The sequence below is a fragment of the Pinisolibacter sp. DMC100 genome, from assembly GCF_056313705.1.
Window position 1 is genome coordinate 724864 of the sequence record NZ_JBQUZT010000001.1, and the last position, 14517, is coordinate 739380.

Genomic DNA, 14517 nt, shown 5'->3' on the forward strand with positions numbered 1-14517 from the left:
GGCCCCACCGAAGACGTGGGATCGGAAAACGCGACGGGCCGGATCGGGGAGATCGATCCGGCCCGTCGGCGTCTTCGCGTGTGATGCGCGAGACGCGGCGGCGACCTCCGGGGCGAGGGTCGAGCCCTCTCGCCGCCCGATCGGCGCGCGTTCAGACCCCGAGCCAGCGGTGGACGAGGTCGGCGTCGGCGGTCAGCGCCGCGGTGGTGCCTTCGAAGACGATCTCGCCCTTGGCGAGGATGAAGTGGCGATCGGCGAGGCCGAACAGATCCTCGAGGTTCTTGTCGACCACCACGATCGCCATGCCGGTCGCCGCGACGATCGACAGCGTCTTCCAGATCGCGTCGCGCACCTTGGGGGCGAGGCCCTCGGTCGCCTCGTCGAGCATCAGGAGTTCGGGGTTGGTCATCAGCGCCCGGCCGATCGACAGCATCTGCTGTTCGCCGCCCGAGAGCTGGTCGCCCCAGTTGCCGCGCCGTTCGGCGAGCCGCGGGAAGAGGTCGAAGACCCGCTCCAATGTCCAGTCGCGCCGCCCGCCGGGACCGGCGCGATGCGGCAGCGTCAGGTTCTCGAGCACGGTCAGATTGGGGAAGATGCCGCGCCCCTCCGGTACCAGGGCGATGCCGGCCCGCGCGATCGCGGCAGGTCTCGCGCCCGAGAGTTCGCGTCCGCGGAAGCGGATCGAGGCGGTCGGTCCGCCCGACATCAGGCCGCAGATCGTGCGGAGCAGCGTCGTCTTGCCCATGCCGTTGCGGCCGAGGAGACCGATCGTCTCGCCGGGCGCGATGTGCAACGCGACGTCGCGCAGGCAGGGCACGCGGCCGTGGGCAGTGGCGATGCCTGAGGCGGCGAGCAGCGGCTCGGTCGCCTCGGAAGCGCGCGCGGGACGGGGGGCGAGCGCGAGAGCGGGTGTCATGCGGCGTCCTCCAGTCCGGCGAAACGGCCGAGATAGGCCTCGCGCACCGCCGCGTCGCGGCGAATGTCGTCCGGCGTGCCGTGGGCGAGAAGGCGGCCGCCGACCAGCACCGACACCGTGTCGGCACAGGCGAAGACCGCGTCCATGTCGTGCTCGATGAGGAGAATGGTGTGATCGCGCGCGAGCTCCCTGAGGAGCGCCGTCACCCGCACCGTCTCCTCCGGCCCCATGCCGGCGAGCGGTTCGTCGAGCACCAGCAGCCGGGCGCCGGAGGCGATCAGCATGGCGATCTCGAGCTGGCGCTGTTCGCCGTGCGACAGCGACGACACCACCCGATCGGCGCGGTCGACGAGACCGGTCGCCTCGAGGGCGTCGGCGACCGCACGGGCCTCCTGCGCCCGACTGCTGCCTGCGAGCCCGCGTGCCTGCGCCGCCACGGCGCAGTTCTCGGCGACGGTGAAGCCGAGGAAGACGTTGGTGCGCTGGAAGGATCGGCCGATCCCCCGCCGCGCCCGGCTCGCCGCCGACATCGTCGTGACGTCGACGCCGTCGAGCCGAATGGTACCGGCGGAGACCGGCAGCGTGCCGGTGAGGAGGTTGGTGAAGGTGGTCTTGCCGGCGCCGTTCGGGCCGATCACCGCATGGATGCGGCCGGGCGCGAAGGCGACGGTGACGCCGTCGACGGCGGTCAGGCCGCCGAAGGTGCGGCGCAGACCGGCGACGTCGAGCTTCGGCGGCTTGGCGTGGGCAGTTTCCTTCGCCGGCTCGAGATCGGCCGTCTCGGGCGCCGTCCAGGGCCGGACGGCGCGCTGCGGCAGCCAGCCGGCGATGCCCTTCGGCGCTCCGAGCACCACGGCGATGAGGAACAGGCCCATGGCGATCGGCCAGTGGTCGGAGACCATCGCGCCGACGAGTTTCGGGCTCTTCAGCACCTCCTCCGCCAGCGAGAAGACCAGCGCACCGACGATCGGCCCCCAGATCGAGCCGACGCCGCCGAGCACCACCATCATGATGGCGAGGCCGGATTCGCGCCAATTCATGATCTCCGGCGGCACGAAGCCGTCGATCGAGGCGAAGATCGCCCCGCCGAGCCCGGCGATGGCGGCGGCGGCGACGAAGCCCGCCCACTTGTAACGGGTGGCGTCGAAGCCGAGGGCGTTCATCCGCGTCTCGTTGGCGCGCGTGCCCTGCAGCACCCGGCCGAAGCGCGAGCGGGCGAGTGCCAGCGTCGCGACATAGACCACGGCGAGGGCGGCGAGCGCGAACCACAGCAGCGTGTTGCGGCCGGAGAAGTCGAGCACCGTCCGCCCGGCGATCTCCAGCAGTGGCTTCACGTCGATCGAGGCACCGTCGGAGCCGCCGGCGATCTTGGTGTCGTGGAACAGCGCGAAGAGCATCTGCGACGCCGCGAGCGTCACCATGATGAAGTAGAAGGCGCGCGTGCGGACCGCGAAGGCGCCGACCACGGCGGCGACGGCCGCCGGGAGCGCGATGCCGGCGCCGAGCGCCACGGCGAGGTTCGCCGGCTCGTAGTCCGGCGGGGTGACGAACCACACCGCATAGGCGCCGAGGCCGAACCAGGCGGCATGGCCGAAGGAGACGAGACCGGTGACACCGATCAGCAGATCGAGGCCGATCACGAAGATCGCCGTGGCGATCACCCGGGTGGCGAACTTCACCTCGAAGGGGCCGGCGAAGACCGGCACCAGCGCGAAGGCCAGCGCCAGCGCCAGAAGCAGCGCGATCACCGCGCCGGAGGGCAGGCGGATCATCGGATCACCCTCCCGTAGAGGCCGGCGGGACGGACGACCAGCACCGTCGCCATCAGCGCATAGACCAGCACGCCGGCGAAGCTCGGCAGGAACACCTTGCCGAGCGCGTCGGCGACGCCGATCGCCAGCGCGCCGACGAAGGCGCCCTTGATCGAGCCGATGCCGCCGATCACCACGACGACGAAGGAGATGATCAGGATGCGCTCGCCGATGCCCGGGTAGACGCTCTCGACCGGCGCGGCGAGCATGCCGGCGAGGGCCGCCAGCGCGCAGCCGACGGCGAAGACCATGGCGTAGAGCCGCGTCGCGTCGAAGCCGAGGAGCTCGGTCATCTCGCGGTTCGATTCGCCGGCTCGCACCAACTGGCCGACCCGCGTCTTCTGCACCACGAAGAACATGGCGGCGGCGAGCGCGGCGCAGATCGCCGTCAGCGCCAGCCGATAGACCGGATAGGACAGCGTCGAGGTCAGCGCGATCGAGCCGGAGAGATAGGCCGGTGCCGGCACGCCGTGGGGATGGTTGCCCCAGATCGTGCGCTGCAGCTCGTTGAAGATCAGGATCAGCGCGAAGGTCAGCAGCACCTGTTGCAGGTGGTCGCGGGCATAGAGATGGCGGATGAACACCCGCTCGATCGCCCAACCGAAGCCGACCGCCAGCGGCACGCCGAGGCCGACCGCCAGGAAGACGTCGCCGGTCGCCTCGGTCAGCGTCAGCGCGAGATAGGCGCCCAGCATGTAGAACGAGCCGTGGGCGAGATTGATCACGCCGAGGATGCCGAAGACCAGCGTCAGGCCACTGGCGGCGAGGAAGATCAGGAACCCGTGCTGGATTCCGTTGAAGATCTGGACGAGCACGAGCTCCATCGCGGGCAAACCTTCTCGTGACGGACCGGGAGGGGCGCGGGCGTGTCGCGCCGCGCGCCCCTCGGACGGTTTCGAAGGTGAGGCGGGATCAGGCCTTGCAGCCCTTGGCCGCGTCGGCGAGGCTCTCGGCGGCGATGCCGACGAGCCCGTTCTTGCCCCCCTTCAGCTCGCGCAGGTAGAAGTTCTGCTTCGGGTTGCGCGAGGCGGAGAACTCGAACGGCCCGCGCGGCGAGGCGAATTTCGCCGCCGCCATCGCCTTGTGCAGCTCGTCCTTCTTCGCCGCGTCGCCGCCGACGGCCGAAAGGCCGATGTCGAGCACCCGCATCGCGTCCCAGCCCTGCACCGCGTAGACGTCGGGTGCGATGCCATGGGCCGCCTGGAACGCCTTGCGGAAGGCGGCGTCCTCGGGGTTCTTCAGCCCGTCGGCATAGTGCAGCACGGTCTTCACCCCGTCGCCGGCCTCGCCCACCGCCTGCTCGACGCCGTCGGTGAGGAAGCCCGGTCCCCACAGCTGCACCTGCCCCTTGAGGCCGGCCGCCGCGAAGTCCTTGATGAACTTGGCGGCACCGCCGCCGGCGAAGAACGAGTAGACCGCCTGGGGCTTCGCCGCCGCGATCTCGGCCAGCGCCGACTGGAACTCGACGTCGGGGAAGGGTAGGGCGATGTCCTTGACGATCTTGCCGCCGCCCGCCTCGAAGGCCTGTTTGAAGCCGGCGACCATCTCCTCGCCCGCGGCGTAGCGCCAGGTGCAGGTGACGGCCTCCTTGATGCCGGCCGCCAGCATCGCCTTGCCGGTGGCGACGCCGACCTGACCGTTGGCGAAGGAGGTGCGGAAGATGTTGGGAGCGCAGAGGCCGCCGGTGATGGCGTCGGCGCCGGCGTTGGGCACCAGCGTGGTGACGCCGGCCTCGCGGGCGATCTTGACCATGGCGGCGGCGACGCCGGAATGCACGGTGCCGACCAGCACGTCGACCTTCTCGCCGAACACCAGCTTGTTGGTGAGTTCGGTCGCCTTGGGCGGCGCGGATTCGTCGTCGAGCGCGGTGAACTCGATCGCCCGACCGGCGAGTGAACCGCCCTTTTCCTTGACGTAGAGCTCTGCGCCGCGTCGGATCGCCTCGCCGAGCGGGGCATAGGTGCCCGATGCCGGCAGGAGAAGGCCGATCTTCAGCGCGCCGGCGGCGGCGGCGGGGCGGACGAAGGGGGCGACGCCCCCCAAGAGCCCCGCGGCGCCGAGCGCACCGGCGGACAACAGGAATTCGCGTCGCGACGACGTCATCGTGATCCCTCCCGGACTGGACGTTTCGGCGCGCGTTCGTTTTTCCGTGGGCTCTGTCGGCCCCGCGCGCCACTCCCTCACGAGAGGAACTTTATTTCATCTCATTCGAAGGTCAAGCCGAACATGCAATATTGTTCATTGCGAGACCGGGTCGAGTGCCGCGACCGTCAGCGCCGGATGGTCGGCGGGCCTGACCGCGATCATCGCCGGGCGCGGCCAGGCGACGACGAGGCGGCCGGCGAGATCGGCGAGACCGGGCAGTTCCATCGCGTCGTGGAACACCGGCCTGCGGGCGCGGGCCGCGAACTGATGGAAGAGATCGGCGACGTCGTAGTCGTAGACGATGTCGCCCGGCACGATGCCCGGCCGCCGCGCGAAGAAACGATGGAACCCGACGAACCGCGCCCGTCCGCCCGCCTCGCCGGCGAAACACAGGACCGCGCGGCCGGAGCCGAGCTTCATGCCGTCCTGCATGCGGGCATAGGTGACGAGATGGCCGAGGCGGACGAGATCGGCGGTGGTGCGATGCTCGTCGATGGCGTCGCGCGGGTCGAGCGTGACGCGCAGCGCCAGCATCGCCTCGTCGGGCAGGCCGGCGCGGGCGGCGAGAAGTGCGGCGAGCGGGCGTCCGACGAGATCGGCGGGGTAGGTCGGCTCGCTCACCCCTTGGCGCCGCGATTGCGCGACTGCCACGGGCAGCCGTTGACGCAGTAGGACTGGACCAGCCCGTAGAGCCGCGCGGCGCTCGCCTCGACGCCGACGCCGGACGTGTCGATCTGCACGCGGGCGCGGGCATAGAGCGGCTCCCGGCTCGACAGAATGGTGATCAGCTCCGCCATCGCCGCCTTGTCGTTGGCCATGGGGCGGAGGTCGCCCTGCTGGCGGACGCGGCTCATGTGCTCGGCCGGCGAGGTGCGGACCCAGACGGTGAAGAACGAGGCGAGCAGCAGCTCGAAGGTCACCGGCTCGCCGACGATGCCGCCACCGGTGGCGAGCAGCATCGGGCCGGGCTGTTCGACCAGCCGCTGCAGCGTCACCCGCTCCAGCCGGCGATAGCCGTCCTGGCCGTAGAGATTGAGGATCTCGTTGATCGAGAAGCCGTGTTCGGCCTCGATCTCCTTGTTGAGCTCGACGAAGGGCCAGCCGAGGCGCTCGGCGACGATGCGCCCGAGCGTCGACTTGCCGGCGCCGCGCAGGCCGATCAGCGCGACGCGGTCGACGGCGATGTGCTGGTCACCGACCGGCCTCGGCCCGCTCGGCAGCTTCTCGCCCGAGAGCAGAGACCGGACCTCCGCGACCACGGCCGGCGAGGCGCCGCGCATCAGGTCGCGCACCAGCCGCCAGTCGCCGCCGTCGTCGGCGACGACGAGATCCTCGAGCGGCGCGCCGATCGCCTCGGCCACGCGGCGCAGCAGCATGATCGAGACGTTGCCCTGGCCGCCCTCGAGCTGGGCGATGTAGCGCTCGGAAATCCCCGAGACCTTGGCGAGGACCTTGCGCGACATGCCGCGCAGTGCCCGCATCCGCCGCACCCGCTGGCCGAGCTCGACCAGGAAGGCCTCGTCGGCATCCTCACGGCTCGCCGCCCGCCCGGTGCGCACCGTCTCCGCGCCCTTGGCGTCGGCGGCCTCGGTGTCCGGCGGCGGGGAGTCGGTGGCGGGGAGGTCGTCGGATGCGGTCATGAGCGGTCTCGAATTGGAATGGATGAAAAATAGTACAGCGCCCCCTTGACGGCAAGCCGCCCGGCGCGGCATGAAATTATGCAATATAGTTCCGCTCCCCTTTCGAGGCCGAAGAGCGGACGCCGAGGGAGACGATCCGATGACCGAGAAAGACACCGAGGCGCGGCGGGCCTTCGCCGCCGAGATCGGCGCGGTGGCGCGCGCGATCGAGGGCCGCCCGCTCGACGACGCGCTCGCCGCCCGGCTCGAGGCCGAGTTTCCGCCGAACGGCGACACGTTCCGCCGCATCGCCCGGCTGATCGAGACCGGCGACGCCGAGGGCTGGATCTGCCCGCGCGAGAACGGCGGCATCCGCTGGGGCCGGGTGATCGCGCCCGGCGCCGAGGCCGGGTCCTTCTCGGTCGACGTGGTGATGATGGAGAGCATCCGCGGCCCCCATCACGTCCACCCCAAGGGCGAGATCGGCATGATCATGCCGGTCGTGGCCGAACCGAATTTCGACGGCCATCCCGAGGGTTGGTACGTCTACGGCCCCGGCTCGGCGCATCACCCGACCGTCACCGACGGCTCTGCCTACGTCCTCTATCTGCTGCCCGACGGCGCGATCGAGTTCACCGGCCGCTGACGCCCCCCGAGGAGATCCGCCATGACCGCTCCCATGTCCGACATCGCCGCCGCGGGCCGCGTCTACAACGCCGTCGACGACCTGCTCGATCGCAACCTCCGCGCCGGCCGCGGCGACAAGCCCGCCTTCGTCGACCCCGACCGCCGGCTCACCTATTCGGCGCTCGCCGCCGAGACCCGCCGCTTCGCCAACGTGCTCGCCGCGCTCGGGCTCTCCCGCGAGGACCGGGTGGCGATGATCATGCTCGACACGGTCGACTGGCCGGTCGTCTTCCTCGGCGCCATCCGCGCCGGCATCGTGCCGATCCCGCTCAACACGCTGCTCGCCGCCGATCAGTACGCCTACATGCTCGACGACAGCCGAGCGAAGGTGCTGGTGGTCTCCGACGCTCTGTTGCCGGTGGTCGCCCCCGTCCTGCCGGGCATCTCGTCGCTGCGCCACGTGCTCGTCGCCGGCGGGAAGGCCGAAGCACCGCATCGCGGCCTGACGGCGGAACTGGCGGCGGCGTCCGACGTCTTCGAGACGGTGCCGACTCATCCCGACGAGACCTGCTTCTGGCTCTATTCCTCGGGCTCGACCGGCGCGCCCAAGGGCACCCGCCACGTCCACACCTCGCTGATGGCGACGGCGAAGCTCTACGGCCAGGCCATTCTCGGTATCCGCGAGGACGACGTCGGCTTCTCCGCGGCGAAGCTCTTCTTCGCCTACGGGCTCGGCAATTCGCTGTCCTTCCCGATGTCGGTCGGCGCCACGGCGGTGCTCAACCCCGGCCGTCCGACGCCCGCCGCCGTCTTTGCCATGTTGGAGACGCACCGCCCGACGATCTTCTTCGGCGTGCCGACCCTCTTCGCCGCCATGCTGCACGACCGCGACCACGCGAGCCACGCCGGCTCGCCCGCCTTGCGCATCTGCGCCTCGGCCGGCGAGGCGTTGCCCGAGCACATCGGCGAAGCCTGGGCGAAGCGCTTCGGCGCCGACATCCTCGACGGCGTCGGCTCGACCGAGATGCTGCACATCTTCCTGTCGAACGCGCCGGGCTCGATCGTCTACGGCACCTCCGGTACGGCGGTCCCCGGCTACGAGCTGAAGCTGCTCGACGAGAGCGGCCGCGAGGTCGACGACGGCGAGATCGGCGAACTCTTCGTGCGCGGGCCGTCGGCCGCCGACGGCTACTGGAACCAGCGCGAGAAGAGCCGCGCCACCTTCCGCGGCGAATGGACCAAGACCGGCGACAAATACATCCGCGACAAGACCGGCCGGCACACCTACTGCGGTCGCGCCGACGACATGTTCAAGGTCTCCGGCATCTGGGTCTCGCCCTTCGAGATCGAGGCGGCGCTCGCCTCCCATCCGGACGTGTTGGAGGCCGCGGTGGTCTCCCACGCGGACGAAGAGGGGCTCCTGAAGCCCAAGGCCTTCGTCGTGCTCAAGGACGGCGCCGCCGTCGACGGCCTCGAGCAGAGGCTCAAGGACCACGTCAAGGCGTCGATCGGCATGTGGAAGTACCCGCGCTGGATCGAGGTGGTCGACGGCCTGCCCAAGACCGCCACCGGCAAGATCCAGCGCTTCAAGCTGCGCGAGGAAGGGTGATGACCCTCCCCCGCGACGGCTTCGTCGAGGTTGCCGGCCGGCGTCTGGAGTTCGTCCATCTCGGGCCTGCGCCCGACACGGCACCGACGCTGGTGCTGCTCCACGAGGGGCTCGGCTCGGTCGGCCTGTGGCTCGATTTTCCGCAGGCCCTGCAGGAAGCGACCGGCTGCGGCGTCTTCGTCTTCTCGCGTGCCGGCTACGGCAAGTCGGACCCCGTGCCGCTGCCGCGCCCGCTCGACTACATGCAGCGCGAGGCCGAGGAGATGCTGCCGGCGCTCCTCGATGCCATCGGCTTTCGCCGCGGCGTCCTCGTCGGCCATTCCGACGGCGCTTCGATCGCCGCGCATCACTTGGGGGTCGTCCGCGACCCCCGCGTCGAGGCGGCGGTGCTGATCGCGCCGCATTTCTTCGTCGAAGAGATGTGCGTCGCGGCGATCGCCGAGGCGAAGACCGCCTGGGAGACGACCGATCTCAGGGCGAAGCTCGCCCGCTGGCATGCCGATCCGGACGTCGCCTTCCTCGGCTGGAACGGCGCCTGGCTCGATCCCGAATTCCGCCATTGGGACATCCGGTCGAGCCTCGAGACCGTGTCGCGGCCGATGTTGGTGATCCAGGGCGTCGACGACCAGTACGGCACGCGCCTCCAGCCCGAGGCCGCGGTCGATCTGTCGCCCGCCCCGGTGCTCGTCGAGATGCTGCCGGGCGTGAAGCATTCGCCCCACCGCGAGGCGTGCGACGCGACCGTCGCGGCGATCACCCGTTTCTTCGCTGCCTTTCCCGAGTTCTCCGTTTCAGAGGTCTTCGCATGATCCGTCTCCAGAGCTACGTCGAAGATCGCTTCGTCGCGGGCGCCGCCCCCGGCCGTTCCTTCGTCGACCCCGTGACGGGCAAGGCGCTCGGCACGGTCGATTCGACCGGCGTCGACTGCGCCGCCGCCCTCGATCATGCCCGCAGCGTCGGCGGTTCCGCGCTCGCGGCGATGAGTTTCGCCGAGCGCGGTGCGCTGCTCGGCGCGATCGCCGACGCGCTCGCCGCCCGCCGCGACGACTGGCTGGCGATCGCCCGGCAGAACTCCGGCAACACGACCCGCGACGCGTCGATCGACGTCGACGGCGGCATCGCCACCCTGAAGTATTATGCAAGGCTCGCCGCCGGTCTCGGTTCCGCCCGCCGGCTGATCGAGCCGGGCGCCGACCGTCTCGCCAAGGGCCCCTTCGAGGCCCGCCACGTCTGGACGACGCGGCCGGGCGCGGCGATCTTCATCAACGCCTTCAACTTCCCCTCCTGGGGCCTGTGGGAGAAGGTCGCCGTGGCGCTCGTCGCCGGCATGCCGGTCGTCGCCAAGCCGGCGTCGGGCACCGCCTGGCTCGCCGAAGCCATGGTCCGCGCGGTGGTCGAGGCCGGCGTGCTGCCCCCGGGCGTGCTGTCGCTCGTCTGCGGCGCGGCGGAAGGCCTGCTCGACGCGGTCGAGCCCTTCGACTGCATCGCCTTCACCGGCTCCGCCGACACCGGCCGGATGATCCGCTCGCATCCGGCGGTCCTCGCCGCCAACCCGCGCCTCGGCATCGAGGCCGACAGCGTCAACGTCGCCGTCCTCGCCCCCTCGGCGACGCCGGAGGCCGCCGCCTTCGAACGCCTTCTCGAACAGGCGCTCGCCGCCGTCTCGGTCAAGGCCGGCCAGCTCTGCACCAACATCCGCCGCATCCTGGTGCCGGCGGCCGTCAAGGACGCCTTCGTCGAAGCGCTCGCCACCCGCATCGACGGGCTCGTCGTCGGCGATCCGGCGCTTCCCGAGGTCACCGTCGGCCCGCTGGTCGACGAGAAGCAGCTGCGCGCCGCCTTCGCCGGCCTCGCCGCACTGGCGCCCGAGACCCGCATCGTGCGCGGCGGCGGCATTCCGGCGGCGGTCCACGGCGCCGACGTCGGCGAGGGCGCCTTCCTCGCCCCGACGCTGCTCGTCGCCGACACCGGCGCGACGCTCTCCGCCGTTCACGACGTCGAGGTCTTCGGCCCCGTCGTGACGGTCATCCCCTATGCCTCGCTCGACGAGGCCGTCGCGCTCGCCGCCCGCGGCGAAGGCTCGCTCGCGGCCTCGGTCTACGGCGACGACGCGAACGAGGCAGGCGAGATCGCCGCCCGCCTCGCCCCCTTCCACGGCCGCGTCCTGACGGTCGATACGGAAGTCGGCCGCGGCCACACCGGCCATGCGATCGTCATGCCCCAGTGCGTCCACGGCGGCCCCGGCCGCGCCGGCGGCGGCGAGGAACTGGGCGGTCTCCGCGGCCTGCGCTTCTTCATGCAGCGCACGGCGTTGCAGGGCTCGCCGACGATGCTCGCCGCGATCGCCGCCGACGCCACCGAAGTCGCGCTCTGAGGCAGGGCGTTCGCGCCCCCTCGGCTTTCGTACGTCCGGCATCATGCAAAAAAATGCATGTCACCTTTCGAAAGCCTCTAGACTCTGCACAATCATGCATTATAGTTCAGGTCAACCAAACACAACGAGGGTGGAAACATGGCCGACGAGGCACGCAAGCTGGCGAACGGCGCCACGCGGATCGACTTCCAGACCGACCCGTCGCGCTGGCGTCACTGGAAGCTCTCCTTCGACGGTCCGGTCGCGACGCTCGCCATGGACGTCGACGAGAACGGCGGCCTGTTCGAGGGCTATCTGCTGAAGCTCAATTCCTACGACCTCGGCGTCGACATCGAGCTCGCCGACGCGCTGCAGCGCCTGCGCTTCGAGCATCCGGACGTGAAGGTGGTGCTGCTGCGCTCCGCGAAGCCCAAGGTCTTCTGTGCCGGCGCCAACATCCGCATGCTGGCCGGCTCCGAACACGCCCACAAGGTCAACTTCTGCAAGTTCACCAACGAGACCCGCAACGGCATCGAGGATTCCTCGGAATTCTCCGGCCTCAAGACGATCTGCGTCGCGACCGGCGCGACCGCCGGCGGCGGCTACGAACTGGCGCTGGCGGCCGACCACATCATCCTGGTCGACGACGGCTCCTCCGCCGTGTCGCTGCCCGAGGTGCCGCTGCTCGCGGTGCTGCCCGGCACCGGCGGCCTCACCCGCGTCGTCGACAAGCGCAAGGTCCGCCGCGACCACGCCGACGTCTTCTGCACTATCGAGGAAGGCATCAAGGGCCGGCGCGCCGTCGACTGGCGTCTCGTCGACGAGATCGTGCCGGCGACCCGCCTCGAAGAGGTCGTCGCCGAGCGCGCCGCCGACTATGCCGCGAAGTCCACCCGCGGCGCCGGCAAGGGCATCACGCTGAAGCCGCTCGCCCGTTCGTTCCGCGCCGACGGCATCGACTATTCGCTGGTCACGGTCGACATCGACCGTGCGGCCCGCATCGCCACCATCACGCTCGAGGGTCCCGACGCCGGCGCCCCCGCTTCGGTCGCCGAGCTGGAGTTGCAAGGGTCGGACGCCTGGATCCTGCGGCTCGCCCGCGAGCTCGACGACGCCATCCTCGATCTGCGCAACAACGCCTTCGAGATCGGCACCTTCGTCTTCAAGTCGAAGGGCGACGGCACGCGCGTCGCCGCCTGGGACGCCTTCCTCGAGGCCAACGCCGGCCACTGGCTGGTCAACGAGATCCGCCAGTACTGGAAGCGCACGCTGAAGCGCGTCGACGTCACCTCGCGCACCCTGGTGGCGCTGGTCGAGCCGGATTCCTGCTTCACCGGCCTGCTCGCCGAACTCGTGCTCGCCGCCGACCGGTCCTACATGCTGATCGGCAGCTTCGAGGGCGACAATCGTCCGGCCCCGACCATGGCGCTGACCGCGGCCAACTTCGGCCCCTATCCGATGAGCCACGGCCTCACCCGGCTCGCCAACCGCTTCCTCGCCACGCCGGAAGCGGTCGACGCGCTCGAAGCCCGCAAGGGCGAGGCGATGGACGCCGCTGCGGCGGAGAAGGCCGGGCTCGTCACCTTCGCCTGCGACGACATCGACTGGGCCGACGAGGTCCGCGTCTATCTCGAGGAACGGGCGTCCTATTCGCCCGACGCGCTGACCGGCCTCGAGGCCAACCTGCGCTTCGCCGGTCCCGAGACGATGGAATCCAAGATCTTCGCGCGCCTCACCGCCTGGCAGAACTGGATCTTCCAGCGTCCCAACGCGGTCGGCGAAGAAGGTGCGCTGCGCCGCTACGGCACCGGCCTGCGCCCGACCTACGACATGCGCCGCGTCTGAGGTCGCGCCGCCCGGCCCGACCCGGGCGGCGCCCTCGATCCCGACAAGAACGAAACGAGCGGGGGCCGTCCCCCCCGAGGGAGGAAGTCATGTCCGATACGATCAACGTGGACTACTCGACCAAGGTCCCCAACAACGTCGATCTCGTGAACGACCGTCAGGTCCTGCGCGCGCTCGAGAGCTGGCAGCCGAACTACGTCGACTGGTGGAAGGACATGGGGCCGGAAGGCTTCCAGAACGCGCTGGTCTATCTGCGCACCGCCGTCTCGGTCGACCCGCAGGGCTGGGCCAAGTTCGACTACGTCAAGATGCCGGACTACCGCTGGGGCGTGCTGCTGGCGCCGAAGGAGGAGGGCCGCAAGGTCAACTTCGGCAAGCACAAGGGCGAGGCCGCGTGGCAGGACGTGCCGGGCGAGTACCGCGCCATGCTGCGCCGGCTCATCGTCATCCAGGGCGACACCGAGCCGGCCTCGGTCGAGCAGCAGCGCCACCTCGGCGCCACCGCCCCGTCGCTCTACGACATGCGCAACCTGTTCCAGGTCAATGTCGAGGAGGGCCGTCACCTCTGGGCGATGGTCTATCTGCTGCACAAGTATTTCGGCCGCGACGGCCGCGAGGAGGCCGACGAGCTGCTGCGCCGCCGTTCCGGTTCCAAGGAGACGCCGCGCATGCTCGGCGCCTTCAACGAGGCGACGCCGGACTGGCTCTCCTTCTTCATGTTCACCTTCTTCACCGACCGCGACGGCAAGATGCAGCTGGAGAGCCTCGCCCAGTCGGGCTTCGATCCGCTGTCGCGCTCCTGCCGCTTCATGCTGACCGAAGAGGCGCACCACATGTTCGTCGGCGAGACCGGCGTCGGCCGCACCATCGAGCGCACCTGTCAGGCGATGAAGGCCGCCGGTATCACCGACCCGAACGACATCGCCAAGATCCGCGAGCTCGGCGTCATCGACCTGCCGCTGATCCAGAAGAAGCTCAACATGCACTATCCGCTGACGCTGGACCTGTTCGGCGCGGAGATCTCGACCAACTCGGCGAACTACTACAACGCCGGCCTCAAGGGCCGCTTCGGCGAGACCAAGATCGACGACGATCACGTCCTGACCGACGCCACCTATCCGGTGATGAAGTTCGTCGACGGCAAGATCGTCGAGGAGCACGTGCCGGCGCTGACCGCGCTCAACATGCGCCTGCGCGACGACTATTCCGCCGACTGCGCCAAGGGCGTCGAGCGCTGGAACAAGATCATGCAGAAGGAAGGCATCGACTTCCGCCTCGAGCTGCCGCATCAGGCCTTCAACCGCCAGATCGGCGAGTTCGCCCCGATGCAGGCGACGCCGAAGGGCATCATCCTGTCGGAAGCCGACTGGGCGGCGAAGCGCGACACGTGGCTGCCGTCGCGCGACGACCTCTCCTTCCTCGACTCGCTGATGCGTCAGGAGCTGGAGCCGGGCCGTTACGCCGGCTGGATCAACCCGCCCAAGGTCGGCATCGACAACAAGCCGGGCGACTTCGAGTACGTGAAGATCGCCGCGTGACCAGGACGGGGAGGGGCGGCTCGGCCGCCCCTCCGCCGCGACCGTACCTCCGTC

The 14517-nt window shown here is 70.1% G+C and carries 12 protein-coding genes; 6 read left to right on the plus strand and 6 right to left on the minus strand.

Going from position 1 to position 14517, the window contains the following annotated elements:
- Window positions 1-151: 151 nt before the first annotated feature.
- The 6 genes from ACT541_RS03385 to ACT541_RS03410 all read right to left on the minus strand — a co-directional run bounded on the left by ACT541_RS03385 (window position 152) and on the right by ACT541_RS03410 (window position 6512).
- The gene (locus ACT541_RS03385) at window positions 152-916 is read right to left on the minus strand and encodes an ABC transporter ATP-binding protein (RefSeq protein WP_476134263.1); all 765 of its coding nucleotides are present in this window, start codon (window positions 914-916) and stop codon (window positions 152-154) included.
- Complete coding sequence (locus ACT541_RS03390) at window positions 913-2688, minus strand: branched-chain amino acid ABC transporter ATP-binding protein/permease (protein ID WP_476134265.1); 1776 nt, start codon at window positions 2686-2688, stop codon at window positions 913-915. The genes ACT541_RS03385 and ACT541_RS03390 overlap by 4 nt, the downstream gene beginning before the upstream one ends.
- A complete protein-coding gene (locus ACT541_RS03395; protein WP_476134267.1) occupies window positions 2685-3551 on the minus strand; it encodes a branched-chain amino acid ABC transporter permease in 867 nt (288 codons plus the stop codon). Before ACT541_RS03395 ends, ACT541_RS03390 begins: the two co-directional genes overlap by 4 nt.
- Before the next feature lie 88 nt (window positions 3552-3639).
- Window positions 3640-4830, minus strand: coding sequence for an ABC transporter substrate-binding protein (locus ACT541_RS03400; RefSeq protein WP_476134268.1), 1191 nt, complete (start codon window positions 4828-4830; stop codon window positions 3640-3642).
- Window positions 4831-4965: 135 nt separating this feature from the next.
- Window positions 4966-5493: a hypothetical protein gene (locus ACT541_RS03405; protein ID WP_476134270.1), complete on the minus strand. Its 528-nt coding sequence runs from the start codon at window positions 5491-5493 to the stop codon at window positions 4966-4968.
- Window positions 5490-6512 (minus strand): helix-turn-helix transcriptional regulator, encoded by a 1023-nt coding sequence (locus tag ACT541_RS03410; protein WP_476134272.1) that lies wholly within the window; start codon window positions 6510-6512, stop codon window positions 5490-5492. Before ACT541_RS03410 ends, ACT541_RS03405 begins: the two co-directional genes overlap by 4 nt.
- A 139-nt stretch (window positions 6513-6651) precedes the next feature.
- On the opposite strand from ACT541_RS03410, the gene ACT541_RS03415 reads away from it, so the two are divergent.
- From ACT541_RS03415 to boxB, 6 genes are all read left to right on the plus strand, one after another.
- Entirely contained in the window at window positions 6652-7137 is a 486-nt protein-coding gene (locus tag ACT541_RS03415; protein WP_476134274.1) for a 4-hydroxylaminobenzoate lyase, read from the plus strand.
- Window positions 7138-7158: 21 nt separating this feature from the next.
- Window positions 7159-8727, plus strand: a complete 1569-nt coding sequence (locus ACT541_RS03420; RefSeq protein ID WP_476134275.1) for a benzoate-CoA ligase family protein — start codon at window positions 7159-7161, stop codon at window positions 8725-8727.
- Window positions 8727-9536 carry an alpha/beta fold hydrolase gene (locus ACT541_RS03425; RefSeq protein ID WP_476134276.1) on the plus strand — a complete coding sequence of 270 codons (810 nt, stop codon included), beginning with the start codon at window positions 8727-8729 and terminating at the stop codon, window positions 9534-9536. The genes ACT541_RS03420 and ACT541_RS03425 overlap by 1 nt, the downstream gene beginning before the upstream one ends.
- On the plus strand, window positions 9533-11101 hold the full coding sequence (locus ACT541_RS03430; protein WP_476134277.1) for a 3,4-dehydroadipyl-CoA semialdehyde dehydrogenase: 1569 nt from the start codon (window positions 9533-9535) through the stop codon (window positions 11099-11101). Before ACT541_RS03425 ends, ACT541_RS03430 begins: the two co-directional genes overlap by 4 nt.
- 138 nt (window positions 11102-11239) lie before the next feature.
- Entirely contained in the window at window positions 11240-12925 is a 1686-nt protein-coding gene (gene boxC, locus ACT541_RS03435; RefSeq protein ID WP_476134278.1) for a 2,3-epoxybenzoyl-CoA dihydrolase, read from the plus strand.
- Between the two features lie 89 nt (window positions 12926-13014).
- Window positions 13015-14463, plus strand: coding sequence for a benzoyl-CoA 2,3-epoxidase subunit BoxB (gene boxB, locus ACT541_RS03440; protein WP_476134280.1), 1449 nt, complete (start codon window positions 13015-13017; stop codon window positions 14461-14463).
- Window positions 14464-14517 lie beyond the last annotated feature (54 nt).

Excerpts from the sequence above, each read along its gene's own strand:
- ACT541_RS03430 (WP_476134277.1), top strand. The coding sequence starts at position 9,533 with ATGATCCGTCTCCAGAGCTACGTCGAAGATCGCTTCGTCGCGGGCGCC.
- ACT541_RS03425 (WP_476134276.1), top strand. The coding sequence starts at position 8,727 with ATGACCCTCCCCCGCGACGGCTTCGTCGAGGTTGCCGGCCGGCGTCTG.
- boxB (WP_476134280.1), top strand. The coding sequence starts at position 13,015 with ATGTCCGATACGATCAACGTGGACTACTCGACCAAGGTCCCCAACAAC.
- ACT541_RS03390 (WP_476134265.1), bottom strand. The coding sequence starts at position 2,688 with ATGATCCGCCTGCCCTCCGGCGCGGTGATCGCGCTGCTTCTGGCGCTG.
- ACT541_RS03410 (WP_476134272.1), bottom strand. The coding sequence starts at position 6,512 with ATGACCGCATCCGACGACCTCCCCGCCACCGACTCCCCGCCGCCGGAC.
- ACT541_RS03420 (WP_476134275.1), top strand. The coding sequence starts at position 7,159 with ATGACCGCTCCCATGTCCGACATCGCCGCCGCGGGCCGCGTCTACAAC.
- ACT541_RS03415 (WP_476134274.1), top strand. The coding sequence starts at position 6,652 with ATGACCGAGAAAGACACCGAGGCGCGGCGGGCCTTCGCCGCCGAGATC.
- ACT541_RS03385 (WP_476134263.1), bottom strand. The coding sequence starts at position 916 with ATGACACCCGCTCTCGCGCTCGCCCCCCGTCCCGCGCGCGCTTCCGAG.
- ACT541_RS03395 (WP_476134267.1), bottom strand. The coding sequence starts at position 3,551 with ATGGAGCTCGTGCTCGTCCAGATCTTCAACGGAATCCAGCACGGGTTC.
- boxC (WP_476134278.1), top strand. The coding sequence starts at position 11,240 with ATGGCCGACGAGGCACGCAAGCTGGCGAACGGCGCCACGCGGATCGAC.
- ACT541_RS03400 (WP_476134268.1), bottom strand. The coding sequence starts at position 4,830 with ATGACGTCGTCGCGACGCGAATTCCTGTTGTCCGCCGGTGCGCTCGGC.